25 protein-coding genes and 1 riboswitch are annotated in these 22,685 nt (G+C 49.3%); of the genes, 19 read left to right on the plus strand and 6 right to left on the minus strand.

Annotation, left to right across the window (positions count from 1 at the left end):
• Positions 1-84 precede the first annotated feature (84 nt).
• Positions 85-963, plus strand: a complete 879-nt coding sequence (locus J7E85_RS28395; RefSeq protein ID WP_215163273.1) for a M15 family metallopeptidase — start codon at positions 85-87, stop codon at positions 961-963.
• Between the two features lie 282 nt (positions 964-1,245).
• Here J7E85_RS28395 and J7E85_RS28400 read toward each other — a convergent pair whose 3' ends face one another.
• The gene (locus tag J7E85_RS28400) at positions 1,246-1,614 is read right to left on the minus strand and encodes a hypothetical protein (RefSeq protein WP_215163274.1); all 369 of its coding nucleotides are present in this window, start codon (positions 1,612-1,614) and stop codon (positions 1,246-1,248) included.
• Positions 1,615-1,993: 379 nt separating this feature from the next.
• Here J7E85_RS28400 and J7E85_RS28405 point away from each other — a divergent pair, with 379 nt between their 5' ends.
• From J7E85_RS28405 to J7E85_RS28435, 7 genes are all read left to right on the plus strand, one after another.
• A complete protein-coding gene (locus tag J7E85_RS28405; RefSeq protein ID WP_215163275.1) occupies positions 1,994-2,818 on the plus strand; it encodes a zinc ribbon domain-containing protein in 825 nt (274 codons plus the stop codon).
• Between the two features lie 98 nt (positions 2,819-2,916).
• Positions 2,917-3,816 (plus strand): TrmB family transcriptional regulator, encoded by a 900-nt coding sequence (locus J7E85_RS28410; RefSeq protein WP_215163276.1) that lies wholly within the window; start codon positions 2,917-2,919, stop codon positions 3,814-3,816.
• A gap of 238 nt (positions 3,817-4,054) precedes the next feature.
• Positions 4,055-4,360 carry a hypothetical protein gene (locus tag J7E85_RS28415; RefSeq protein WP_179090732.1) on the plus strand — a complete coding sequence of 102 codons (306 nt, stop codon included), beginning with the start codon at positions 4,055-4,057 and terminating at the stop codon, positions 4,358-4,360.
• 128 nt (positions 4,361-4,488) lie between these two features.
• Entirely contained in the window at positions 4,489-5,586 is a 1,098-nt protein-coding gene (locus J7E85_RS28420; RefSeq protein WP_215163341.1) for a metallophosphoesterase, read from the plus strand.
• 29 nt (positions 5,587-5,615) lie between these two features.
• Positions 5,616-5,795, plus strand: coding sequence for a hypothetical protein (locus J7E85_RS28425; protein WP_215163277.1), 180 nt, complete (start codon positions 5,616-5,618; stop codon positions 5,793-5,795).
• A 172-nt stretch (positions 5,796-5,967) separates the two neighbouring features.
• Positions 5,968-6,068: riboswitch (purine riboswitch) on the plus strand.
• A gap of 149 nt (positions 6,069-6,217) precedes the next feature.
• Positions 6,218-6,787, plus strand: coding sequence for a xanthine phosphoribosyltransferase (locus tag J7E85_RS28430; RefSeq protein ID WP_096777095.1), 570 nt, complete (start codon positions 6,218-6,220; stop codon positions 6,785-6,787).
• Positions 6,788-6,827: 40 nt separating this feature from the next.
• Positions 6,828-8,189 (plus strand): nucleobase:cation symporter-2 family protein, encoded by a 1,362-nt coding sequence (locus tag J7E85_RS28435; RefSeq protein WP_215163278.1) that lies wholly within the window; start codon positions 6,828-6,830, stop codon positions 8,187-8,189.
• Positions 8,190-8,319: 130 nt separating this feature from the next.
• On the opposite strand, the gene J7E85_RS28440 is transcribed toward J7E85_RS28435, so the two are convergent.
• The 4 genes from J7E85_RS28440 to J7E85_RS28455 all read right to left on the minus strand — a co-directional run bounded on the left by J7E85_RS28440 (position 8,320) and on the right by J7E85_RS28455 (position 12,268).
• Positions 8,320-8,658 carry a DUF4870 domain-containing protein gene (locus tag J7E85_RS28440; RefSeq protein WP_076326004.1) on the minus strand — a complete coding sequence of 113 codons (339 nt, stop codon included), beginning with the start codon at positions 8,656-8,658 and terminating at the stop codon, positions 8,320-8,322.
• 99 nt (positions 8,659-8,757) lie between these two features.
• The gene (locus J7E85_RS28445; protein WP_215163279.1) at positions 8,758-10,719 is read right to left on the minus strand and encodes an electron transport protein; all 1,962 of its coding nucleotides are present in this window, start codon (positions 10,717-10,719) and stop codon (positions 8,758-8,760) included.
• A gap of 63 nt (positions 10,720-10,782) precedes the next feature.
• A complete protein-coding gene (locus J7E85_RS28450; RefSeq protein ID WP_076326002.1) occupies positions 10,783-11,061 on the minus strand; it encodes a transposase in 279 nt (92 codons plus the stop codon).
• Positions 11,062-11,221: 160 nt separating this feature from the next.
• Entirely contained in the window at positions 11,222-12,268 is a 1,047-nt protein-coding gene (locus J7E85_RS28455; RefSeq protein ID WP_215163342.1) for a serine hydrolase domain-containing protein, read from the minus strand.
• Positions 12,269-12,655: 387 nt separating this feature from the next.
• Here J7E85_RS28455 and J7E85_RS28460 point away from each other — a divergent pair, with 387 nt between their 5' ends.
• From J7E85_RS28460 to J7E85_RS28495, 8 genes are all read left to right on the plus strand, one after another.
• Positions 12,656-12,844 (plus strand): hypothetical protein, encoded by a 189-nt coding sequence (locus J7E85_RS28460; protein WP_006208082.1) that lies wholly within the window; start codon positions 12,656-12,658, stop codon positions 12,842-12,844.
• Positions 12,845-13,114: 270 nt separating this feature from the next.
• Positions 13,115-13,864, plus strand: coding sequence for a type I methionyl aminopeptidase (gene map / locus J7E85_RS28465; protein ID WP_215163280.1), 750 nt, complete (start codon positions 13,115-13,117; stop codon positions 13,862-13,864).
• 434 nt (positions 13,865-14,298) lie between these two features.
• Positions 14,299-15,348: a cytochrome c oxidase subunit II gene (gene coxB / locus J7E85_RS28470; RefSeq protein WP_215163281.1), complete on the plus strand. Its 1,050-nt coding sequence runs from the start codon at positions 14,299-14,301 to the stop codon at positions 15,346-15,348.
• An 86-nt stretch (positions 15,349-15,434) separates the two neighbouring features.
• Positions 15,435-17,282: a cytochrome c oxidase subunit I gene (ctaD, locus tag J7E85_RS28475; RefSeq protein WP_379414455.1), complete on the plus strand. Its 1,848-nt coding sequence runs from the start codon at positions 15,435-15,437 to the stop codon at positions 17,280-17,282.
• Positions 17,279-17,899: a cytochrome (ubi)quinol oxidase subunit III gene (locus J7E85_RS28480; protein ID WP_009590523.1), complete on the plus strand. Its 621-nt coding sequence runs from the start codon at positions 17,279-17,281 to the stop codon at positions 17,897-17,899. Before ctaD ends, J7E85_RS28480 begins: the two co-directional genes overlap by 4 nt.
• A 3-nt stretch (positions 17,900-17,902) precedes the next feature.
• On the plus strand, positions 17,903-18,226 hold the full coding sequence (locus J7E85_RS28485; protein ID WP_071222061.1) for a cytochrome C oxidase subunit IV family protein: 324 nt from the start codon (positions 17,903-17,905) through the stop codon (positions 18,224-18,226).
• A gap of 101 nt (positions 18,227-18,327) precedes the next feature.
• Entirely contained in the window at positions 18,328-19,236 is a 909-nt protein-coding gene (gene ctaG, locus J7E85_RS28490) for a cytochrome c oxidase assembly factor CtaG (RefSeq protein ID WP_076325997.1), read from the plus strand.
• A gap of 24 nt (positions 19,237-19,260) precedes the next feature.
• Positions 19,261-19,725 carry a DUF420 domain-containing protein gene (locus J7E85_RS28495; protein WP_215163283.1) on the plus strand — a complete coding sequence of 155 codons (465 nt, stop codon included), beginning with the start codon at positions 19,261-19,263 and terminating at the stop codon, positions 19,723-19,725.
• Between the two features lie 266 nt (positions 19,726-19,991).
• On the opposite strand, the gene J7E85_RS28500 is transcribed toward J7E85_RS28495, so the two are convergent.
• Complete coding sequence (locus tag J7E85_RS28500) at positions 19,992-20,339, minus strand: hypothetical protein (RefSeq protein ID WP_215163284.1); 348 nt, start codon at positions 20,337-20,339, stop codon at positions 19,992-19,994.
• 219 nt (positions 20,340-20,558) lie between these two features.
• Here J7E85_RS28500 and J7E85_RS28505 point away from each other — a divergent pair, with 219 nt between their 5' ends.
• The 3 genes from J7E85_RS28505 (at position 20,559) to J7E85_RS28515 (ending at position 22,668) form a co-directional block, all read left to right on the plus strand.
• Positions 20,559-21,284, plus strand: a complete 726-nt coding sequence (locus tag J7E85_RS28505; protein WP_215163285.1) for a hypothetical protein — start codon at positions 20,559-20,561, stop codon at positions 21,282-21,284.
• A 73-nt stretch (positions 21,285-21,357) separates the two neighbouring features.
• Complete coding sequence (locus J7E85_RS28510; RefSeq protein WP_098741842.1) at positions 21,358-21,759, plus strand: GntR family transcriptional regulator; 402 nt, start codon at positions 21,358-21,360, stop codon at positions 21,757-21,759.
• Between the two features lie 6 nt (positions 21,760-21,765).
• Complete coding sequence (locus tag J7E85_RS28515) at positions 21,766-22,668, plus strand: ABC transporter ATP-binding protein (protein ID WP_215163286.1); 903 nt, start codon at positions 21,766-21,768, stop codon at positions 22,666-22,668.
• Positions 22,669-22,685 lie beyond the last annotated feature (17 nt).

Consider the following 22,685-nt stretch of genomic DNA (forward strand, 5'->3'; position numbering starts at 1 on the left):
TTCGACAGCCGCTCGTTTGTCCTGCTTATTCTGAATAAGGTACAATGGGTGCAGGACAAACCGTGGGAAAGGAAGAAGCAATAGATGAATGCATTTTCGGGAAAACGAACACGATTTACAAGCGTAATGCTGTCATCCTTGATGTTAGCAGGGGTCATTCTGGCAGGATGTCAATCGAATGATACCGGTTCCGGTAAGGAACAGGGTCAGGAATTGCAGTCGCCGGCTGAAGGCCAGGAAGGAAACACACTTCCTGAGGGTGGCGCGGGTAATGGAGAGGCAGGGGCTGAGAATCAGCCGGCGGATCCGGTTATGGCGAAGCGCAGCGAGAATGCACTTCAAGCCACGATCCAGGAGAGCGGCGGCAAGCAGATCGTAACCAACGCGGAGGCTATGACGGTGGTTGTAAATAAGCAGCGCAGCTTGCCTGATGGTTATGAACCAAGTGATCTCGTGGAGCCGAATGTCCCATTTTCTTTTGATGAGCCGCATGAAAAACGGCATCTGAGAAAAGAAGCGGCGGACGCGCTCGAGGAATTGTTCGATGCGGCCAAAGCGGATGGCATCGAGCTGCGCGCCGTATCGGGATATCGTTCTTATGCCCGTCAGAAAAGTATATATGAGAATAATGTTCGTACCAAAGGGGAAGCCGAGGCTAATCGTGTAAGCGCGGTGCCGGGTACGAGTGAGCATCAGACAGGCCTTACGATTGACGTGTCCAGCCCAAGCGCAGGTAATGCATTGGAGGAAACGTTCGGTCATACGGCGGAAGGGCAGTGGCTAGCGCAACATGCGTCGGAATTCGGCTTCATCATTCGATATCCTGAAGGGGCTGAGGATATTACCGGTTATGTATATGAGCCATGGCATATCCGTTATGTAGGCAAGGATCTGGCGCCGGATATTGCCGACAGCGGTATGACGCTGGAAGAATACCTCGATGAGGCGAACATTAAACTGTAAGCTGTGCTAATAGTCGTAGGATAAACGGGACTTTTTATCCTTGTACACCGGCTTGCGAATCTATAAAGTAGAACAGGACCTGCGCAAGGCCGGGCGATGTTCTTGTTATACTAATGAATCCCGGGGCGGCTTGGCTCCGGGATTCATTCGTATTTTAAGAGATAAGAAAGCATCAACTTCAGAGGTTTACCATCCTGATCTCGCAAGAAAAACTTCCGCTAAATGCGGTCTGTCTTCTGAGAAGGTACGTCGATATACGTTTTTCTTTCGGACTGATAGTCTTTACTTATTTAATGGCGAGTCCTCATAACCGGGATCATCGTAGCCGGTGTCGGTCAGCTTGCCGAGGATGTTCATGTCCTCAATGGTTTTGCGGGTGCGTTCATCTCCATGTTCATGGAGAAAGTGGTAGAGGTTTATCGTTCGTTCATCGTATTGCTCGGCAGCATCGTCATGATCTGCCGACTTATAAGGGACGAATGTGCGTTTAAACGCATACCGATCGCTGCTGCTGACTTCATAGAGCAGTCCCCTCAGCTTTGAGACCTCTTCATCATCCATATATACGACATATTCATTCGTATCGTTCGGTACATCCTGGATCAGATTGTGATTGACTGAAACATAATACGTCTTTTTATCGTTTGTCATATTAAATCCCTCCAGACTTCGGCAGCTAAGGGCTGCACGGAATAGGACGCGGCTGCAAGCCGACAGTATAACGGCATTGTACTGTCCAGTTTTCTAATCATATACACGTTCGGGACCTGGATGAATCAGCAGCGGGGTTGGAAGGGGCTTCCTTTTTCACATGGGGCAAGGAATTTGGTATGATAGAATCACCATGGCGGCAGTATACTGGACGATGAGGAGCATATCATCACAATGAGTAGTATGCGAAACGGTAAAAAAACATGGGATAGCCGGTTTATGGCTAGCTAAAAATCGTTAATAACCTTAATGAAGAGATATGACAATGCGCCGGCGACTCGCTGGTGAATCGGGATATGAGAAAGAGGAGGATTCATAAATGAATATTTTACAAAAGCTCAAGGATGGAGCCAACCGCGCAACGGAAAAGGCTCAGCACGTGGTGGAAGTGAATAAGCTCAACAGCCAAATCTCCGAAATCGAACAGCAGAAGAACTCATATTACTTGCAGATGGGTAAAGTGTTCTATGAGGGCTACCGTCAGCAGGACATGACGATGGCTGAAAAAGAAATGGTCGAGCTTGCGCAAACCTGCGATGGATTGCAGGAGCAAATCGAAGCAATTCGGAACCGCATTGCGGTCCTCAAGAATGAGCGGGTCTGTGAATGCGGGCGGGTGGTCGCACTGGATGCAAATTTCTGTCCGTACTGTGGGAATAAGCTTGATAATTTAATTCACCCTGAGAAGTCAACAGCGGAAGAACCAAGGGAGCCTGAGCGTAAGATCATGTTTGATAAACATGAATATGCGGCAGCTGAAGAACAGCAACAAGAGCAGGACGAATTGCATACCTATGATTACCGTTCGAATCCGGATCCATATGAGCCGGATATGTATGAACCGGAGCCGGAGCGGCAGCACGAGGAAATGGAGCTGTCTGAACCGGAGGTTGATCCGGAACAGCTTCGTATCGAGCAGGATGAGCAGGAGAAGGAGCGCCGTCACTGGGAAGAACTCGAGCGGGAGAGGGAGAGGCAGCTGGAACTGGACCGCCGCATTCGTTTCTGGCAGGAGAATAACCAAAGTCAGGACTATGTTGGTGATGATGAGGCGACGCGCGATATGGTGAAGTGCCAGATTTGCAGTGTCGACCTGCCTAAAGGCTCGAAATGGTGTCCGCGCTGTGGAGCTGAACAGATTTAAGATATAGGGATTCGGACGATCATGCCCTTAACGCGAGTGTTAATATGACAGTATGAATGATAGAGCAAGCGTTCGAGCATCTTGGGAGGACTAATATTATGGAACAATTGCTGCATCATTTGCGGAATTTGGGATTTACGGAGATTGAATCGAAAATTATGGTGGACCTTGCCGAGTATGGGCCGGCGGGTGGTTATGAGGTAGCTAAACGACTTGGAGCTTCGCGCTCTAATGTCTATGCAGCTATGCAGCGTTTGGAGCGGCAAGGGGCACTTGAGCGAATGGACGGGGAACCCGTCCGTTACCGTTCGTTGAAACCGGAGGAACTGACGCGGATGATATCCGGCCGTGTGGAGGCATCACTCGCTTTTGTTGAGAAGAGCTTGCCGCGAGGAAGCGGTACCGCTGCGCCCTTCCTTAGTATGGAAGGAGATCAGGCGGTGCTTGATGTGCTCGTCCGGGAATTGAAGCGAGCGAAACATGAGATCGTGGTTGACGTCTGGCGTGAAGAGGCATCGCTTCTGCGTGAACCGCTGGCTGAAGCGGAGGCTAGGGGAGTCAAGGTGCTGTGGGCTTGTGACGGCCCGGACCAGGGACTCTCAAGGACGCTGGCGTGGCCTGGGTGGAACGGCCTTGCGGAGCGCAGAGGAGGCGGCCGGAAATTCTCCTTTGTTGTGGACCGGCAGTGGTGCATATTAGGGATGCGCGGCGGGGAATATGATACAGGAGCGGTCATCACGGAGCATCCGGTACTGGCGGAGCTCCTGCTGCATCATTTCACTCAGGAGATGGTATTGTTCCAGCTTGAGCAGGACATGGGTGAGCAGCTGGAGGCGCGTTATGGAGAGCACTTTGGTCTGATCCAGAGCCTGTATCTTAATGCGGAAGCCGATGCTGAAGCTCAGGAAGACCAGGCTGCGGAACCGAAATCCAAACTAGCGGAGTATGAAGCTGATCCTGACTCAATGGACGGGGATACCAGTCGAAATACGGCCTAGGGTTTCGGCTCAGCTCATGGGAGGCTCTTCTAGAAGTGACTTTTGTCACAGTTAGACATTATGGTTCATCGTACAATGTAATAAACATATAGATAAGGAACGCCGGGATATATCTTGGCGTTTATTTGCTTAAGATCCAGCAACAGGCGGGAATGAAGGTTTGTAGCTGGGAGGAGAGCTTGAATGAGGCGGTTTTTAATCGCAAGCATGACAACCAAGAGAAGGGGGATGAATGAGCATGGAATGCATCGTTCATTTTACAGTGGGACATAAGGAAGAACCTAAAAAGCTTCGGGGATTGATTTTTGTGGATAAAGGAGAGAATCCTACAGGTCAGCAGCTGCTCGATATGTTTCATGAAATGGAGTATAAGGTGGTACCTGACCCGCATGATGAACTTCTTTTTAAACCGGAGAATCCTACGGAAAGTTATACTTATATACGTGTGAACGAACTCGATATGGGTCAAGAAAAATATACGGAAGACCGCAATCTGAAATCGCTGCTGAACGAGCTGCTGCCTAAACAACGCACGGGCTTGTAACGGCTTCCTGGAGACATGGAGACATCATGATATTTGCGAAGAAATGAATAACCCCATCTTCCTTCCGTAACGTCCGCTGGGATTCGCAAAATCCGCTTGTTATAATGGATGTACGGAAGGGGATGGAGATGTTTATTTTTGCAGGAATCGTCGCATTATTGATTTACGGCTCGTTGGTTTATTATATTGGTCGAAGCATTTGGAGCTGGATGAAACCGGGTCCATCCCTTGTGCTCAAATGGACATACATAGTCGTGCTGACGGTGGTATCAACATCGTTTATTTCAGGGCGGTTCTTCGGTAATCTCACCGTGCTGAGTGTGATAGGATCGTATTGGATGGCTATTTTCTATGTCCTGATCATCCTTCTCCCGTTGATGCATATCATGTTGTGGCTGCTGAGATTGACGGCATTGCGAAGAGATGGCCTGGAGAAGGCGGCGGGTTCTATCGTGTTGGTGTTCATGGTGATTGTGATCGGTTTCGGCTCATTTAATGCTTATAGTCCAACGGTTCGGGCTTATGATATTCACGTGGACAAGAACGCCGGCACACTTGAGCAGCTGAATATCGTTATGGCATCCGATATGCACTTCGGCGTCTTGTCAGGTAAAGCCCATGCTGCGCGCATGGTGAAAGAGATCAATGACTTAAAGCCGGATCTGGTATTGTTTCCAGGCGATATCATCGATGACGATCTGGATGCTTATTTACGCCAGGGGATCGATCAAATTCTGACCGGTATCCAGGCAACGTATGGTGTGTATGCCTCACTGGGCAATCATGACCGATTCGAAGGAGAAATTCCGGAACTGATCGCGGCTCTTGAGCATAGCGGCATGACCGTGCTGTATGATGAGAAATTGACGGTGGAGGGCCTGACGCTGGTTGGCAGACGGGATAAACAGGATCTGGAGCGGACCGAATTGTCCACGATCATGGATGGGACCGATCTATCCCAGCCGATCCTTCTGCTTGATCATCAGCCGAATGCGCTGGAGGAAGCACAGCAGCAGGGTATAGACCTTATCGTTTCTGGGCATACGCACCGTGGGCAGGTATTTCCGGCTCATCTAATTACGGAGGCCATGTTCGAGAATGATTGGGGATATCTGCAAAAAGGCCAGATGCATTCCATCGTGTCCTCGGGCTACGGCTTCTGGGGACCGCCGATTCGTCTGGGTTCCCGCTCCGAGATTGTTCAAATCCATGTTACATTTCAATAGATGATATTAAGGGTTGAGGGGTATACCGATTGAACGCAGGTTTAACCGCTGGTGACATGGAACTGGAAGGGAATGGGAACGATATCTTATTCCCCTGGCAGCAAGCTCATGGTGGGACTTATACGCTCCGTATCCAGCAGGTTGATGTAAACGGCGATGTATCGGTGCCCATCGGTGATCCTATGGAATCGATTATTGAGGTTTTGTAGCGGATTTAGTGCCTCTGCAGGCTGTCCCATGAAACTTATGGGGTGGCTTTTTTTTCTTTAATTGACCGGCAGTTTATTATTTCCGTAAATTTTCACTTTATTTTTTCATAGGGAATGCGTTATACTTCATTCATTCGGAAATATAACATTTACACGTAAGCATTCTAAGGAATTTGGATATTATACATTTTCTCGTATAGGTGCAGGAATTGGCCTGCATGTTTCTACCCGATCACCGGAAATGATTGGACTACGGGTTATAGCAGCAGCAGCGGACAAGCCAGGTCAATTCCATTTGACCTCAGGTGGCTCACGGTGCGTTTTTGTTGCTTATGCCCATTTGTTTCTTTCCCGGCGATTCGGTGAAAGGAGGAAGTGGGCTTTTTTTGCTTGGAATGTAAACAAATTTAAGGGGGAGCATCATGCAATTACTGCAGAACAAAGTGAAAGAGGAAGGCATTGTATTAAGCGGACAGGTACTTAAGGTGGATTCATTCCTGAACCACCAGATGGACCCGGTATTGATGAAAGAGGTGGGAAAGGAATTTACGCGATTATTTAAGGAAGCGAACGTGACTCGTGTATTGACCATTGAATCCTCCGGCATCGCGCCCGGCATTATGACCGCCCTTGAGATGGAAGTGCCTCTCATCTTTGCACGGAAGCAGAAGTCGCTGACCCTCCGTGAGGATATATTCGTGGAGAAGGTGTATTCTTTCACCAAGCAAGAGACGAACGAAATTACGGTCGCGAAGAAATTCATCAAACCTGGCGATAAAGTGCTGATCGTGGATGACTTCCTTGCCAACGGCGAGGCGGCGTTCGGGCTTGCCCGAATCGTAGAGCAGGCGGGTGCCGAGGTGGTAGGCATCGGGATCGTCATTGAAAAGGCATTTCAACCAGGAGGACGATTGTTAGCCGAAGCGGGCTACCGAGTAGAATCGCTCGTACGGATTGCATCACTTGATGATGGCGTAGTGACATTCGCATAGACCGAAAGCTAACAATTTAATTGGGGGGAATCAAGAAGCCATGGAACAACAGAAACAAGCGGTGCAAGAACCGATTTTTGATAAAAATCGGAGTCCGGGCAAAACCTTTTCATTGGGTTTACAGCATGTATTGGCAATGTACGCAGGGGCTATCATCGTACCGCTTATCGTTGGCGGACAGCTCGGCTTAACGACGGAGCAACTGACGTATCTCATCGCCATCGACCTGCTTGCCTGCGGGGTTGCAACCTTGCTGCAGGTATTCGGCAACAAGTACTTCGGTATCGGTCTTCCGGTCATGCTCGGCTGCGCATTCCAGGCCGTAGGTCCGATGATCATTATCGGACAGAAGCACGGGATGTCGGCAATTTATGGAGCGATTATCGCTTCCGGTTTATTTGTCATTCTGTTCTCCGGTTTATTCGGTAAGCTGATTAAGGTATTCCCGCCTGTTGTGACAGGCTCTGTTGTTACAATTATTGGTTTGACGCTGATTCCCGTAGCTTTGAATGACCTTGGCGGCGGTCAAGGCAGCGAGGATTTTGGCAGTGCGCTCAACATTTCCCTTGGCTTCGGCGTTCTTGCCTTCATTATTATCATGAATCGGTTTGCCAAAGGTTTCTTGCGTTCGATATCGGTTCTTCTGGGGCTTATTCTAGGCACCGTGGTAGCCGCATTCTACGGTGGAGTGGATTTAACCCCGCTGCGCGAAGCCGGCTGGTTCCGTGCTCCGCAGCCTTTCTTCTTTGGTACGCCGGAGTTTAAGATCGTTCCCATCATGACAATGATTCTGGTGGCGATTGTCAGTGTTGCCGAATCGACAGGCGTATTTATGGCACTTGGCAAAATCGTGGATCGTGACATTACCTCCAAGGATCTGTCCCGTGGCTACCGTGCGGAGGGTCTTGCGATTGTGGTAGGCGGTATTTTCAATTCGTTCCCTTATACCACATACTCTCAAAACGTGGGTCTGATTCAGATGAGCCGTGTGAAGACGCGTGACGTGATCGTTGTGGCTGGCGGCCTGCTGGTCTTGATCGGATTTGTTCCAAAGATTGCCGCCATGACACAGCTTGTACCAACATCGGTTCTGGGTGGAGCCATGGTAGCCCTGTTCGGGATGGTTGTATCTTCCGGTATTCGGATGTTAGGCGATCAAGTAGACCTTAACCGACACGAGAACCTGTTCATTATCGCATGTTCTGTCGGCATGGGCCTTGGTGTGACAACCGTACCGGGTCTGTTCGCGAGTCTGCCTGACAACCTGCGTATTCTTGCCGATAACGGCATTGTGGCGGGCAGCTTGACAGCGATTGTGCTGAACCTGATCTTCAATGGTTTGAGAAATACCAAGCCCACTTCCACAGAGCAAGGTGATTCAGCAGAAGGGCACGCTGCATAACAAATGTCCCTAAAAGCAACCGGATGAACTCCGGCTGCTTTTTTTGATCCGGTCCCGTTAATTCGAATCCCAACAAAAAGGCTACCTCCATAGAGTGGAGGTAGCCGTTTTTACGTGAGGTACAAAAGCTTTAAACGCGCTGCATTTGTTTCTCTGCAATATTGCCGATCCAGGGCAGCTTGAACCATTTTCCCTGAATGGCGTTGGCCATAAGCACCAGCCACATCAAGACGCCGACCAGCGCCAGGAGGGCGGAGGCCAGAAGGCCGATGATAGGCACCGCGCTCGACAGTAGGTGAGCGACGGCCAGGATGCCGAAGGCCAGCAAGGACTGCAGAGCATGGAATATGACGTAGCGGCTTCTTTTTTCTAATGAAAGAAACAGAATTCCTCCGACCATGGGAAAAAGATAGCACAGCGTAGCCGCCAGATTCTCGGGAAGTCCTGTGGACGATTTGAAAGGGGACATCTCATCAACTCCTTGTCTTAGACCGGTTCTGGGGTAGGGCAAGCTTTATACCTTACCTTATGAGCCGATGGGACAAAGTATGATGGTTAAATCCCGAACTTATTTCATTTTTAATTGCAGCAGATACTTCACGAGAGCATCCTGCTGCTCTTGCGTGAAACCGCTGCTTTCGTCCACCCAATACTCATGTCCCTGACCGGTGACATGGGTGTCTCTCAGCCTTGAGTCCTTACGGTTAGCCTCGATGACCTGCACTCTCAGCTTGCGGTCAATCAGGGCTTTCAGGCTGTTGTATGGGTCTGGGTGAATCCCTTTCATAAGCGTCTGCGATACGCCGGTTTGCGTCAGCTTAGGCCCGACCGCTACACCGCCGTCGTGCAAATACGGTGCGGACCAGCGAAGACCAATCAGCCCCTTGACCTTGTAACCGCCGCCCAACTGTTTATGGCCGAAGCCCAGCTCGATCTGCTCGGGGTCGATATCGTCCAGTGGGATTTTGGTTACCTTGGCATCCGGAGGGATCGGCACTGGAGTGTCAGGTGGATAGAACTCTGCTTCGCCAAAAGCATTCTGCGTACGATGGAAAGCCTTGGCCCTTGCAGGCTCAGTGCCAATTTCAGCCGCGCGCATAACGCGATTATTCGTAAAGAAGTCGCCAGCGTGACAAGTGATGCATTGTGCTTTTTTGAACACTTCCGCTCCGAGGTTGATCGTCTTGGCATCCGAGATTTCCTTGGGATCCGTTTCAGGCGGACGGATGGTATTTTGATAGGCGGACATGGCGTTAACCTGCTCCCCGGCTTTGAATCCCGGCGAACTGATGTACAGCCCGTTCGGGGCGATGGCTGAAACTTTCGGGAAATTCGGAATCTTAACAACCTCATTCACACCAGGGGTTCCGGGATTGGGATCCAGCCGGTTGAAGAATTCGGTTGGCTTCAGCCCGCTGCTTGGATCATAGCGAAACTTGCGATGGGCTGCATTTTGCAGAATGGTGCCCACATAAATCTCTTTGTCGATCCCCCATAACGGTTCGCTAACCTCGGTTTGACTCAAGGTATCCGTATTCTGGGCGTTAACATTGTTGCTGAAGGTGCTAAGTCCCTTGAAGGGACCCGCGGTAGCGAAGCCGCTCCAGCTGTATGGATGATCACCCTTCGTAAACATATCAGGAATTTGGGTCACGTCGCTCACCAAATCCACGGTTGTATCGAATGTGCCGGGCATCCATTTGACCAGATTTTCGTCAACGGCTTTCTCAAGCAGGGCGGGATCCGGTAGTGCTTCAGTTTTTCCTTTAGAGTTTACAACCGTACGCTGCTCGTTCTTGACATAATCCACCAGGCTCGTGATGTCGGTATGGGTAAAATACGCCGCACTATTCGGGGCCAGTGCCAGCATTAAGCCGAGGTTCAAATCGGAATTGGGGGCACCTTCCACAACCATTCCCGTTTCCCGGTTTACGGTCGCATGGCAGGCCATGCAGCTAACGCCGATGCGGGCTTTGCCTTCGGCATATTTAATCGTAACGCCAATGGGAGAATAGGCGCCTTTGGCTACGTCAAAGCCGGTATCAATCTTATCTCCCTTGCGGAAGGATTTGTCGCCGATTGTAACATCCTGATCGAGTTCAACGCGTAAATTGGTTGTTCCGCGTCCCTTCAGCTCGGCGATAGCTTTTGCCACGTTCTTCAGCTTCATCGGACCATCGACGATCCCCAAGATATCCGTTAAAAAAACCTCATTGCCAAAGGACTCCTCATACAGTGTACGGCGCCCTAAGGCAAGCAGCTCTTTCGTCACCTCAACGGCGCCATGGGCGGCTGTTAATCTGGGGTCCTGATCCTTCAGGGCGGTACCGGGAACCGTAAGCGTCTTGCCCCAGATATCATACTGGCGAATGAAACCCGTTTGCTGGGCTTGGAGCTGCGTGGTATTCTCAAGCTTATGTGCTGGCGGTATATAGGCGTATTCCGGCTCCACGATAGAAGCTGCAAGCCATATGGCTCCTACAATGGCGATCGGGATCAGCCATAGCAGAAGCCGCTTCGATTTTCGCATGTCATATCACCCTTTTATGCGCAGGTCTGATGAATCATCTCTCACTGCCGATATACAAGGGTTTTAATCTACTTCCACATCATGGCGCAGCGGAGATTCGGCATTCACCTGTTTATCAGGCCCTTTTTCCTTCGGAACCAGACGCTCATCTGTCATGCCTCGATGGTGGTTTTCAAAATCATACTCCGCCAGCCGCCACTCCGTGGAGCCCTTCTGCGGATCGAACGGAAATTCCTCGCCGCGTTTCAAATATTCCTCCCGTCCCCATTCATTTGTGTAGGTTCCGTCTACTTCAACCTCTTCTCGCGAAATAGGGTGGAGATCCTTGTCTTTACCGGACATGTCGCATGCTCCTCTCAGGCTTGATTTTAGAAATGATTCATATCGCATAAAGTAACCAGAAAGAGGAGGTACTATCCGCTGAAATTTGCATGAAAGGTCAGATTCTTGGCTTGCCAACGAATCGAACGCTTCTTGCATAGAGTCCGACGCTGGCGATTTGTCAGCTATTTGGCGAAGACGTTGCGGATTTTGATTTTAGAGCATCGAGAATATAGCGCTCCAGCAGAAACCGCGGGTTCTTCCAGCGGCTGACCTTGCTGTCGGCCGTAAATACGGCGACTGTATCCAATTGGGGGAAAAGGTAGATTTGCTGTCCTCCATGGCCGTGTGCAAGCGCAAAGGGAGTTCGGTTCTGAACCCCGGTCCACCACTGGAATCCGTAATCGCCAAACGCGGGATAGCCCTCAACCTGTGGAGCCAGTGCTTGCTTAAGCCATGATTCCGGGATGAGCGTGGTGCCTTGCCAACGTCCCCCATTCAGGCAGCAAAGACCGAATTTGGCCATGTCGCGTGAGGTGAGATAGAGGCCGATGTGCCCCATACTGTGGCCCTCGGGGCTTGGAGACCAGGCGGTATGACGAATGCCGAGCGGCTCGAATACATGTTGTCTGGCATAGGCGTAAGCATCCATTCCCGTAGCCTCGCTAATGGCGACGGAGAGCAGATGGGAATCCGTGCTCCGGTATTGAAAGAGGCCCATTTCCTGTTCAATGACAGGGAGGGATAGCGCGAAGCTCGTCCATTTTCGGTTGCGGTGGAACCGGTGAATGAGCGGTTCCCCGAGCTTTTTACCGGTTTGCCACGCAAAGCCTGAGGTCATCGTCAGCAGATGATGAAGGGAAACCTTTTGCAATAGGGGATGGGCTCGTTCGGGAACATATCGCTGGAAGATGTCAATTACGGAGGAATTCAGGTCAGGTAATTCGCCGCGTGAGTGGGCGATGCCGCATAATACCGACGTAAAACTCTTGGTAGCGGACCTGAGATCATTCAGCGAGGTAATGCCATGACCGTTGTAATAGCGTTCGTAGATGAGTTTGCCGGCATGGAGCAGAAGAAAGCTGCGCATTTTCGGGTATTGTTTCTGAATAATCTGATCGACCTGATCGAGCACATCGCGCTGAAGGCCTTCGTCTTCAGGCTCCGCGACAGGAATAGGCGAGCTTATATCAACAGAGGAGTGGAGAAAAGACTGGGTATTCGACATCATATTTAAAGGCCTCCTTGTATCTTAAATATGTTATTCTGAGTATCAATTTGTGATATTCGCTGATTTCTAGAGTTGGCGGAAAGCTCGATTGAATGTATCTTAACCAATTCCCGGCACAAAGAATGACCTGATGAAAAAACATAGGACAAAAAAACATTTTTTGGGAAAGATGAAACAAACAGAAGAATATGATATAATATATTAATGATTCAGTTGCATTCTGTTAGGGTATGTATAGTGTCAGGTGCATTGGTAAGTTGCTGAATATCAACCTAATCATCACCGTAAGAACTGCAATATGGCTTCAACTTAATGAGGTAGATCTTTTCGGCATTCTCTTTAAACGGAGTAATTTTATTCCACACGTTTTGGGAGGGATCCATCATGGCAACGAAAGGTCACAATGAGGTTAAGGAAAGTCTGCGGGAAATGACACGAATTTTCCGGCCTAAAGATCCGAAAAAATTTGTAAAGGAGTATGTCCGGAAGTACCATATTATGGGGGGCTATGAAGAAGAGCTTACTCTTGTTGTTGAGCATGAACTTGGCAAGCTGAATTCCTCCGTTTCGTAACCTGTAATAGCACCTGGTCTATAGAAATATCACCAACACGCATCGCATCTTTACCTTGTTAATGACTAATGACATGAACCATTTAGAGTCTATGGTTAAACCGTTTTTGGGACCAATGTCCCGAAAGCGGTTTTTTTGCGTTTGTCAGTCCCCGTTTAGTCAACAGGCTCATACTTCCTCGGAAAGTCCATTTTCTAGGGGTATTTTGCAACTTTCCCAACATATATTGTTAGCAATCGATCCGATTAGGATATAAGGGAGTGGACAGATGTGAGGATACAGCTGAGACGGAAGGAAGAGATCGGACATATCCGCGAGGCGGGACGCATATTGGCTGCGTGTCACCGTGAAATAGCGAAAGTCATTAAACCGGGGATCACAACGAGCGAGATCGATGCCAGGGTCGAGAAATTTCTGGAGAAGAACGGAGCCTTTCCCCAGCAAAAAGGATATAAAGGATTTCCATACGCCACTTGTGCATCTGTAAATGATGTGGTGTGTCACGGATTTCCCGACCAGAGGCCGCTAAAAGCGGGGGATGTCGTGACCATAGATATGGTTGTGAACAAAAACGGATGGCTGGCGGACTCCGGCTGGACCTATGCCGTAGATAAGGTTTCCCCAGAAGTAAAGCAGCTGATGAAACATACGCATGAAGCGCTGTTTAAAGGGATCGAGGCGGTCCGGGACGGGGCAACTTTGGGTGACGTTGGCTATGCGATTGAGCAGATTGCTGAAAGGGAAGGCTACGGGATTGTCAAATCGCTTGTCGGCCATGGCATCGGCCGGGCCATTCACGAGCCGCCCGATGTGCCGAACTATGGAATTCCGGGAAGGGGATTGAAACTCAAACAAGGAATGGTGATTACCATCGAGCCGGTGTTCACCCTGGGACCTTCGGGTGCCGTGTTCTGGGGGGATGACGGCTGGACCATATCCAGTGCGGATGGATCGGTAGGCGTACAGTATGAGCATACCATTGCGGTTACTCGTGAAGGTGCTGTTATTCTGACGGATTAAGATCGCGAAAAATATACCATAATAATAGAAGGTATTCTTCGCGATGTTGCCTAGGCTTGCGGAGAACGCCTCCTTTATCATGGGAGCTCAGATGAACGGGGAGTGGCTGCAAACAGATTCAAAATGGCGGAAATGACTGTATATATAGCTATGAAGGCTGTCGCTGACGGGTTGCAGAGGATGTCGAATGATAGGTCGTCGGGTGGGAGATACCGCTTGAAAGCGATTGCAAAATCAGTAACGGCGCGACTTTGACGACTTTTCGAACAATTTGTGAACTCCCTGTGAATGATTGACAAAAGCAACCCATGAACTTATATTTAATAAGTGATTGCTTTAATTGACAGGATTACTTCATCCGTGATTGTGCAGGTAGATTACCGCTGTTTGCGCCGGATGGTAGTCTACGAAAATCGGAAAAGTGGGGTAGATCAATGATGAAACGGTGGCAGGCTGTAAAGCGTCTTCTTCCTTTGATGGCCATGTTTGCTTTGGTGTTATCCGGCTGCGGCCGAGAGGATTTGTCGGTCTTAAGACCACAAGGTCCGGTAGCACAAGGTCAACTGGATTTAATTAAGCTCTCCATTTCGATTATGACCGTCGTAATGGTTGTGGTATTTGGAATTGCCGCATACGTGCTTGTTAAATTCCGTAGAAAAAAGGGACAAGATGAAATTCCTGAGCAAGTAGAAGGTAACCATAAGTTGGAGATTATTTGGACGGCGATTCCGCTGCTCTTGGTTCTCGTGCTTGCAGTTCCTACTATTCAAAAGGTATTTGCTTACGGAGAGAACGACTGGAACAATCCAGAAGCAGTTAAGGTGGAAGTTACTTCTCATCAGTTCTGGTGGGAGTTCAATTATCCAGACTACGGCGTAAGAACCGCTCAAGAGCTGGTTATTCCTGTAGGCAAGAAAATTGCGTTCCAATTAAAAACGAATGATGTGCTTCACTCCTTCTGGGTACCATCGCTCGGCGGTAAGATGGATACAAACACAGAAGGCAGCGTTAACTACATGACTCTGGTTGCTGACAAAGCGGATACATACATTGGTAAATGCGCAGAGTTGTGCGGTCCTTCTCACGGCTTCATGGAATTCCGGGTGAAAGCGGTTGACGATGCGGCATTTGACAAATGGGTAGCGGCATTTAAAGAACCTGCAGTGCTTCCTGCGGATGCGGCACTCGCCGAGAAATTCAAGACCAACTGCCTTTCTTGCCACGCTGTGGGCGACCAAGGCGGAGCGATGGGTCCTAACCTGACCGGCATTGGATCACGTGAGACGATTGCGAGTATCTTGCTGAACGACATAAGCGGCAAACCAGGCACAAAGCCGACGAAAGACAACCTGGTGGAATGGCTGATGGAGCCTCAGGCTGTAAAACCTGGCAACACGATGCCTAATCCGAAGGATCTCGGCTTCAGTGATGAAGAAATCGAGCAGATCGCCGATTACTTGGCCAATTATAAGTTGGATAATTAATACAGCAGCAAGAACTTTAAAAGGGGGTACAAACCTTGGCTCACGCTCATGCACAAAGCCATAGCGTCAAACGCTACACGGGGTTAATGGATTGGCTTACAACCGTTGACCACAAGAAAATCGGTATATTATACCTGATAGCGGGCGGCTTATTCTTCGGGATTGGCGGTATTGAAGCGATTCTGATTCGCTTGCAGCTGATCAAGCCGATGAACGATCTAGTATCAGCTCAGGTATTTAACGAATTGATTACCATGCACGGAACGACGATGATCTTCCTTGGCGTAATGCCAGTTATCTTTGCCGTGATGAATGCGGTCATTCCGCTTCAGATCGGTGCACGTGACGTCGCGTTTCCATTTTTGAACTCGCTCGGATTCTGGACATTTTTGTTCGGTGGAATTTTGCTTAACCTTAGCTGGATTATGGGCGGAGCCCCTGATGCGGGCTGGACATCCTATACGCCGCTATCCACAACGGACTATTCATCTACACATGGTGTAGACTTCTATACGATAGGTCTTCAGATTGCAGGTCTGGGTACGTTGATCGGTGGTATCAACTTCCTGGCTACCATCATAACGATGCGTGCACCTGGAATGTCATTCATGAGAATGCCAATGTTTACATGGACGGCTTTCATTACATCGGCCATGATCCTGTTCGCATTCCCTGCAGTTACGGTAGGTCTCGTATTGCTCAGCTTTGACCGTTTGCTCGGTGCCAATTTCTTTGATGTTGCGGCTGGCGGTAGCCCCGTGTTGTGGCAACATATTTTCTGGATCTTCGGTCACCCTGAAGTTTACATTCTGATTTTGCCGGCATTCGGTATTATCTCAGAAGTTATTCCGACATTCTCCCGTAAACGTTTGTTCGGATATAGCTCCATGGTATTTGCAACCATCCTGATCGCCTTCTTGGGCTTCATGGTTTGGGCTCACCATATGTTTACGACAGGTCTTGGACCTGTAGCGAATGCGCTCTTCTCCATCGCAACGATGCTGATCGCCGTTCCTACCGGTATCAAAATCTTTAACTGGCTGTTTACGATGTGGGGCGGTCAAATCCGCTTTACCAGTGCAAACCTGTTCGCGATCGGTTTCGTACCGACGTTCGTTATGGGTGGGGTTACCGGCGTCATGCTGGCATCTGCTCCTGCAGACTTCCAGTACCATGATACGTATTTCGTTGTAGCTCACTTCCACTACGTTATCGTTGGTGGTCTGGTATTCGGTTTGTTTGCCGGACTCCACTACTGGTGGCCAAAAATGTTCGGTCGCGTACTGAACGAAACGCTTGGCAAATGGACGTTCTGGTTGTTCGCAATCGGCTTCCATTTGACATTCTTCGTACAGCATTTCCTTGGACTGCTAGGTATGCAGCGGCGGATTGTCTCATACTTGCCGAACCAGAATTTTGACGAACTTAACTTTATAAGTACCATCGGCGCAATCTTGATGGGTATCGGCGTTTTGGCTTTCCTGGCAAACGTTGTTGCCACTTCGAGAAAACCGGTTGGTGCTCCGAACGATCCATGGGAAGATGGCCGTACGCTCGAGTGGAGTATTCCTTCTCCACCGCCAGAGTACAACTTCAAGCAAATTCCGCTTGTTCGCGGCATTGACGCTTATTGGAAAGAGAAGATGGCAGGCAATAAAGAGATGACACCATCCGAACCGGTTGGTCCGATTCACATGCCTTCGCCAAGTATTCTACCGTTTGTAATGTCACTGGGTCTGTTTATCGCGGGTCTTGGTTTCATGTTTAGCACGGAGGACTTCTCGAATTCGTTCATGAGCTTAATCTTCAATAAATATATTGTTCTGATTGTTGGTCTTCTGATTACGTTCGCGGCTATGATCGCTCGTTCCCTGTACGATGATCATGGATATCACATCGAAGTTGAAGAACTGGAAGGGGAGGGGAAAGCATGAGTCACGCTGAACATGTAAACGGCGAACTTCCTCACGAGCCGGAGAAGGCAACACTCGAAGGCCGTAATAAGGTTCTTGGTTTCTGGCTCTTCCTCGGTGGAGAGGCCGTGCTCTTCGGTACGTTGTTTGCAACGTTCCTGGCGCTTCGCGGCCAGAACAACGAAGGCCCAACCGCAGCCGAGCTGTTCTCTCTGCCAATTACGGCAGCAGCAACGCTGATATTGCTTGTGAGTTCCTTGACCAGCGTGTTCGCCATTCAGGCGCTTCACCGTCACAATATCGAGAAGCTGAAGTTGTGGCTGATCGTAACCGTTGTTCTGGGTCTTGGGTTCCTTGGCCTTGAGATTTATGAGTTCTATGAATATGTTGTGCATGAATCGTTTAACATGAAGACGAGTGCATTCTCGTCTGCATTCTATACGCTGGTTGGCTTCCACGGTGCCCACGTTGCTTTCGGGGTTGTGTGGATCAGTCTGTTGATCGCTCAGCTGTACAGAAAAGGGTTAACCGTGGTTACAGCACCTAAGGTATATGTTTCTGCCATGTACTGGCACTTTATCGACGTTGTATGGGTGTTCATCTTCTCGGTCGTATACCTTCTTGGAAAGGTGGGCTAAGGAATGACTGCGAATCAACAATCTAATGAGGGGCCTACAGTTAAACACCGCCATCGTGTGGAAGGCCCTGAGAAACACATTGTTGTCTTTATTTTCTCCATTGTCCTGACTGCGATTGCTTTTGCGGCTGTCGCAGCCGGTGGCATCAACACAGCATTTACGATCATCATTTTGCTGGTTATGGCTGTGTTGCAGGTGTTCGTACAAATGGGTTACTGGATGCACTTGAAGGACAAAGGGCATCTAATGCCAATCCTGTTTATGATTGGCGGCTTCTTCGTAGCTAGTACCTGTATTGTCATGGCACTGTTCTGGGTTTGGTGGTAGAATGAAAAAGAGGTGGGCTACTTTCAGCCCCCTCTTTTTTTAAATCGTAGGTAGGTGTCACAATTTGGACAGAATTTAACCCGTTATGGGGAGGTTTTTGCATGCTGGGCTTAGAATATTTTAGTTTTGCAGATAAATGGAGTCCCTTGTTCCTAGCATTTATGCTGCTCGTAACAGCAGGTTACTTCCTGTTGACCGGGCCGCTGAGCAATCGGTTCGAAGGGAGTGCTCCGGTTTCCGCAGGGAGGAGAACACTGTTTGTAGGCGGTATGCTTGCGTTCTATCTTGCACAGGGTGGACCCATTGAACTGCTGGGGCATACGATGTTCTCGTTTCACATGGTCAGTATGGCAATGTCCTATTTAATGGCGATGCCGCTCTTGATTCTGGGTATTCCTGTTTGGATGTGGCGTGCCTTCGATAAGGTCAATCCGTTTAAGAATCTCGGTTTCCTTGCACGTCCGATTGTTGCCGCGGTTCTGTTTAACGGCTTATTTTCTTTTTATCACATCCCGGTTATCCATGATTTTGTTATGTTGAATTTCTGGGTGCACCGTTTGTACTATTCAATCCTGTTTATCGCCTCGCTGCTGATGTGGTGGGCCATTATTAACCCGATCCCGGAGAAGGACAAGTCCTCAGGGCTTTTGAAAATGGGGTATATTTTTCTCAATATGGTCTTGCTGACACCGGCATGTGCGCTCATTATTTTCTCGAGCGAGCCGATGTACGCAACTTATAGCGATCCGGTGGTATGGGCAAAGGCGATGGGGTACTGCGTAGCTGGCGATACCTCGGCGTTGCTTAGTAAATTCGGCGGACCTGAGTTCTTTGGTTATCTAGAGCCTGCAATTGACCAGCGAGTGGGCGGGATCATCATGAAGTTTTTCCAAGAGATTATTTTTGCTTCGATGCTGGCCTATGTGTTCTTTCATTGGTACAAACGAGAAAATCAGGAAGACGATCCTTTGCCTGGCGAGATTCCTCCCGGCAAGCTCAATCAGGCGTAACAGGATTATTGAAGGGGGATCCATATGGATTGGTTTTTTATATTTCCCACGGTCAGTACAACGTTTATTGTCATCAGCGCCGTGCTGGTAGCGATTGGCTGGGGTCTTATTATTAAGGGGAAGCGCGAAGCCCACAAGAAAGTGATGATCTGGGCGGCCGTCGCGGCTGTCATCTTCTTTATCATCTATTCCTCGCGCACCGTATTCATCGGCAACACGTCATGGGGTGGTCCCGATGATCTAAAGCCGTATTATCAGGTATTCCTGGTCTTCCACATTGTACTGGCTACCGTAGCAGCGGTCTTTGGGATCACGACATTGACCCTCGGCTTTAAGGAGAAGTATTCCAAGCACCGCAAGTGGGGCAGAGTTACGTCGATCATCTGGTTCTTTACCGCCATTACCGGCGTAGCCGTGTATACCTTGCTGTACCTGTTATATCCGGGCGGGCATACTCTGCCTGTATGGAAAGTGATATTTGGAATGTAAGCGTGGGAGAACACCCGTCAGAGAGATCTGGCGGGTGTTTTTTAATTGGCAGGGCGGCTTATTCAAGGACGGTGAGGGATGTGGTGGGGAGTGTATCCGTTCCGGTCGCTGTTGAAACCAGGAAACTTGGGAATAGATGAGGTGGTTGTTTCCCGGTTTCAAAGGCGATCGCCAGGTCTCCTCCACGGCTACACTCCCCTTGAGCAGGGAAGCCCTTGAGTGAGCCGCAGCCCGGGTGAACACCCGAAGGTAGCTCTGACGGCTGTTTAGAGTGTGTGGGCAGAGGTGGGGGAGTGTATCCGTTCCGGTCGCTGTTGAAACCAGGAAACTTGGGAATAGATGAGGTGGTTGTTTCCCGGTTTCAAAGGCGAACGCCAGGTCTCCTCCACGGCTACACTCCCCTTGAGCAGGGAAGCCCTTGAGTGAGCCGCAGCGTCCGGGTGAACACCCGAAGGTAGCTCTGACGGCTGTTTAGAGTGTGTGGGCAGAGGTGGGGGAGAGTATCCGTTCCGGTCGCTGCCCTCAACCAGGAAACTGGATGAGATGAGGTGGATGTTTCCCGGTTTCAAAGGCGAACGCCAGGTCTCCTCCACGGCTACACTCCCCTTGTGCATGGAAGCTCTTGAATGAGCCGCAGCAGGGGAGGTGACACCCGGCAGGAAACCTCTGCCAGGTGTTTTTTTACAACTTCTATTGACACTGTTTATATACACACTATATACTGTGTATAAAGATATACACAGTGAGCACAGTAATCACACTAAGCACAGTGAAACTTAGACTGCGATGATAAAACGAAATGAATATATGAAGGAATGAAAGGATGAGACGCATTGCAACAGGTTTTCCATAATGCGATGAAGATCGTGAAGAAAGACTTCGCAAGCGATAAGTTCCAACTCATATGGACGATACTGTTCATGCTGTACATGGGGCTTTCCACGAGTTTCGTCATAAACGTTCAGTTTGAGCATCTAGAGGAATACAACAACCCATTTGTCGATTTTATCATGGTGCTTTTTGCTCCTTTTGTAGGTTTTGTATTTAACAGAAGGTCCTTCAAATATTTGAGCGAGGATTCATACACCCGAATGCTGTACTTTTACCGGAGCATACCGGTGCCGGCTTCCGCGATTTTTGTTAGTCGGATCATAAATAGCCTGATCGCTTTTGCCATCAACAGCATCGTGTTTTATGGATTCATCTACGCAATGGGGAATCACCTAAGAAGTGCGATGGCTATTCCCGAATATATCGCCTTTATGCTGACGTGGGTCGGTGTCGGATTTTTATTAACGGGGCCTTATATTTACTGGGAAAACATGTGCAGCGGCAAGGTGTATCTCAGGAACACCGCTCTTCTGAATCCGCTCATTGCCGGATCAGTAGCCGTACTAAGCCTTCTGGGATACAGCATATTCGAATTCGTAGCGGATGCCGCCATGAAATGGGGACTGCTATCCCCGGTGATGTGGGGCTCGTTGATTGCGGGATTGGCGTCTATGATGCTTATGAGCAAATTAACATACATTCGGCAGCAGACCCGGGATTTATCATGAAGAATATGAAGATGAATCCGTATGGCATGCGATGGCACGGGTTTATGTTCTTAGAAAAGCGAGGTGGTAAAAGGTGCGACTTCTGATACAGATAAATGAAAATAGCGCGGAGCCTTTATATCACCAGATTGAAACACAGCTGCGCTCGCTCATTATTAGCGGTCAGATCGAGGAGGGAACGCTATTGCCATCCATTAGGGAATTTGCCGGGAATCTGAAGTGTAGCGTTATTACGGTGCGCAGGGTGTATCAGGATCTTGAGAATGAAGGGTTGCTGCGAACGAGACAAGGTACGGGAACTTTTGTTGCTGGTGTCGGCGACCAGGCCCGAGAACAATATAAACGCGATGCGGTTATAGAGGCATTAAGGATTGCTGTAGATAAAGGGCTTGCCGTTCAATTCAATGAAGATGAGATGAAAGAGATGTTCATGGAAGTTGTCCGCGAAAAATATGACACAAAAGGAGGTCGCTAACATTCCATGGAACCGCATGTTATTGAGTTTCGTAATGTCATTAAACGACGGAAAACGAAAACCATCGGTCCGATACAATTATCGATCCCTCAAGGATATATTGTTGCTCTGGTGGGGCCTAATGGCTCGGGGAAAAGCACCTTGCTGAACATGATGATGCAGACCGTGTTTCCGGACGAAGGGGAGATTACTTGGTTCGGCGAGTCTTACCGGGGAGAGCTTCCCGTCTCCATCCGTAAACAAATGGGCTTCGTACCTGAACAGCTGAGCGTAGAGGAACAGAATATGTCGGTGGATGAAGCGGCCAGCTTTCGCGCATCCTGGTATGACACTTGGGACGGTTATTTTTTCGATGAGCTGTTATCCCGGTTCGATGTCCCGCGGGGCGTAAAACTTCGCAAGATGTCCAAAGGGGAACGACGCAAATTTGAGATTGCCGCTGCACTTGCGCCAAGGCCTAAGTTCTTGCTGCTGGATGAACCTTCTTCCGGTCTTGATCCTTTCGCTTGGAAGCTGATGATCGATCAGCTGCACAAAGTGATGAAGTCCATGGACACAACAATCGTGCTCTCAACCCATGTGGTGGATGAAATTCGCCGTCTGGCGGACTACGTCATTCTAATCCATCATGGGAAGCTGCTGGGCATGGTGGAGAAGGACTCGCTGCTGGATAACTGGAAGGAGTGCTGGATTCAAGAGGATGCCTCCATTGTCGAGGAGCTGCCGGGTATTCTGAGTTTCAAACAAGAGACAGCGACTACGATTTCTTTTATAACGACGGAATGCTTGGAAGTGGAGAAGATCCTGCAGTCTGCAGGCATACCGTTTATTCAGACCCGTTCCCTGGAGCTGGATGAAGTGCTTCGATTATGGATTGACGGAAACATTCCTGCCAATGTGCAGAACTAGGATAGAGAGGGGTTTAT

This window comes from Paenibacillus sp. ISL-20, from assembly GCF_018613005.1.
In the GTDB taxonomy this organism is placed as follows: domain Bacteria; phylum Bacillota; class Bacilli; order Paenibacillales; family Paenibacillaceae; genus Paenibacillus_AQ.

Excerpts from the sequence above, each read along its gene's own strand:
- J7E85_RS28395 (WP_215163273.1), top strand. The coding sequence starts at position 85 with ATGAATGCATTTTCGGGAAAACGAACACGATTTACAAGCGTAATGCTG.
- J7E85_RS28400 (WP_215163274.1), bottom strand. The coding sequence starts at position 1,614 with ATGACAAACGATAAAAAGACGTATTATGTTTCAGTCAATCACAATCTG.
- J7E85_RS28405 (WP_215163275.1), top strand. The coding sequence starts at position 1,994 with ATGAATATTTTACAAAAGCTCAAGGATGGAGCCAACCGCGCAACGGAA.
- J7E85_RS28410 (WP_215163276.1), top strand. The coding sequence starts at position 2,917 with ATGGAACAATTGCTGCATCATTTGCGGAATTTGGGATTTACGGAGATT.
- J7E85_RS28415 (WP_179090732.1), top strand. The coding sequence starts at position 4,055 with ATGGAATGCATCGTTCATTTTACAGTGGGACATAAGGAAGAACCTAAA.
- J7E85_RS28420 (WP_215163341.1), top strand. The coding sequence starts at position 4,489 with ATGTTTATTTTTGCAGGAATCGTCGCATTATTGATTTACGGCTCGTTG.
- J7E85_RS28430 (WP_096777095.1), top strand. The coding sequence starts at position 6,218 with ATGCAATTACTGCAGAACAAAGTGAAAGAGGAAGGCATTGTATTAAGC.
- J7E85_RS28435 (WP_215163278.1), top strand. The coding sequence starts at position 6,828 with ATGGAACAACAGAAACAAGCGGTGCAAGAACCGATTTTTGATAAAAAT.
- J7E85_RS28440 (WP_076326004.1), bottom strand. The coding sequence starts at position 8,658 with ATGTCCCCTTTCAAATCGTCCACAGGACTTCCCGAGAATCTGGCGGCT.
- J7E85_RS28445 (WP_215163279.1), bottom strand. The coding sequence starts at position 10,719 with ATGCGAAAATCGAAGCGGCTTCTGCTATGGCTGATCCCGATCGCCATT.
- J7E85_RS28450 (WP_076326002.1), bottom strand. The coding sequence starts at position 11,061 with ATGTCCGGTAAAGACAAGGATCTCCACCCTATTTCGCGAGAAGAGGTT.
- J7E85_RS28455 (WP_215163342.1), bottom strand. The coding sequence starts at position 12,268 with ATGTCGAATACCCAGTCTTTTCTCCACTCCTCTGTTGATATAAGCTCG.
- J7E85_RS28460 (WP_006208082.1), top strand. The coding sequence starts at position 12,656 with ATGGCAACGAAAGGTCACAATGAGGTTAAGGAAAGTCTGCGGGAAATG.
- coxB (WP_215163281.1), top strand. The coding sequence starts at position 14,299 with ATGATGAAACGGTGGCAGGCTGTAAAGCGTCTTCTTCCTTTGATGGCC.
- ctaD (WP_379414455.1), top strand. The coding sequence starts at position 15,435 with ATGGATTGGCTTACAACCGTTGACCACAAGAAAATCGGTATATTATAC.
- J7E85_RS28480 (WP_009590523.1), top strand. The coding sequence starts at position 17,279 with ATGAGTCACGCTGAACATGTAAACGGCGAACTTCCTCACGAGCCGGAG.
- J7E85_RS28485 (WP_071222061.1), top strand. The coding sequence starts at position 17,903 with ATGACTGCGAATCAACAATCTAATGAGGGGCCTACAGTTAAACACCGC.
- ctaG (WP_076325997.1), top strand. The coding sequence starts at position 18,328 with ATGCTGGGCTTAGAATATTTTAGTTTTGCAGATAAATGGAGTCCCTTG.
- J7E85_RS28495 (WP_215163283.1), top strand. The coding sequence starts at position 19,261 with ATGGATTGGTTTTTTATATTTCCCACGGTCAGTACAACGTTTATTGTC.
- J7E85_RS28500 (WP_215163284.1), bottom strand. The coding sequence starts at position 20,339 with ATGCACAAGGGGAGTGTAGCCGTGGAGGAGACCTGGCGTTCGCCTTTG.
- J7E85_RS28515 (WP_215163286.1), top strand. The coding sequence starts at position 21,766 with ATGGAACCGCATGTTATTGAGTTTCGTAATGTCATTAAACGACGGAAA.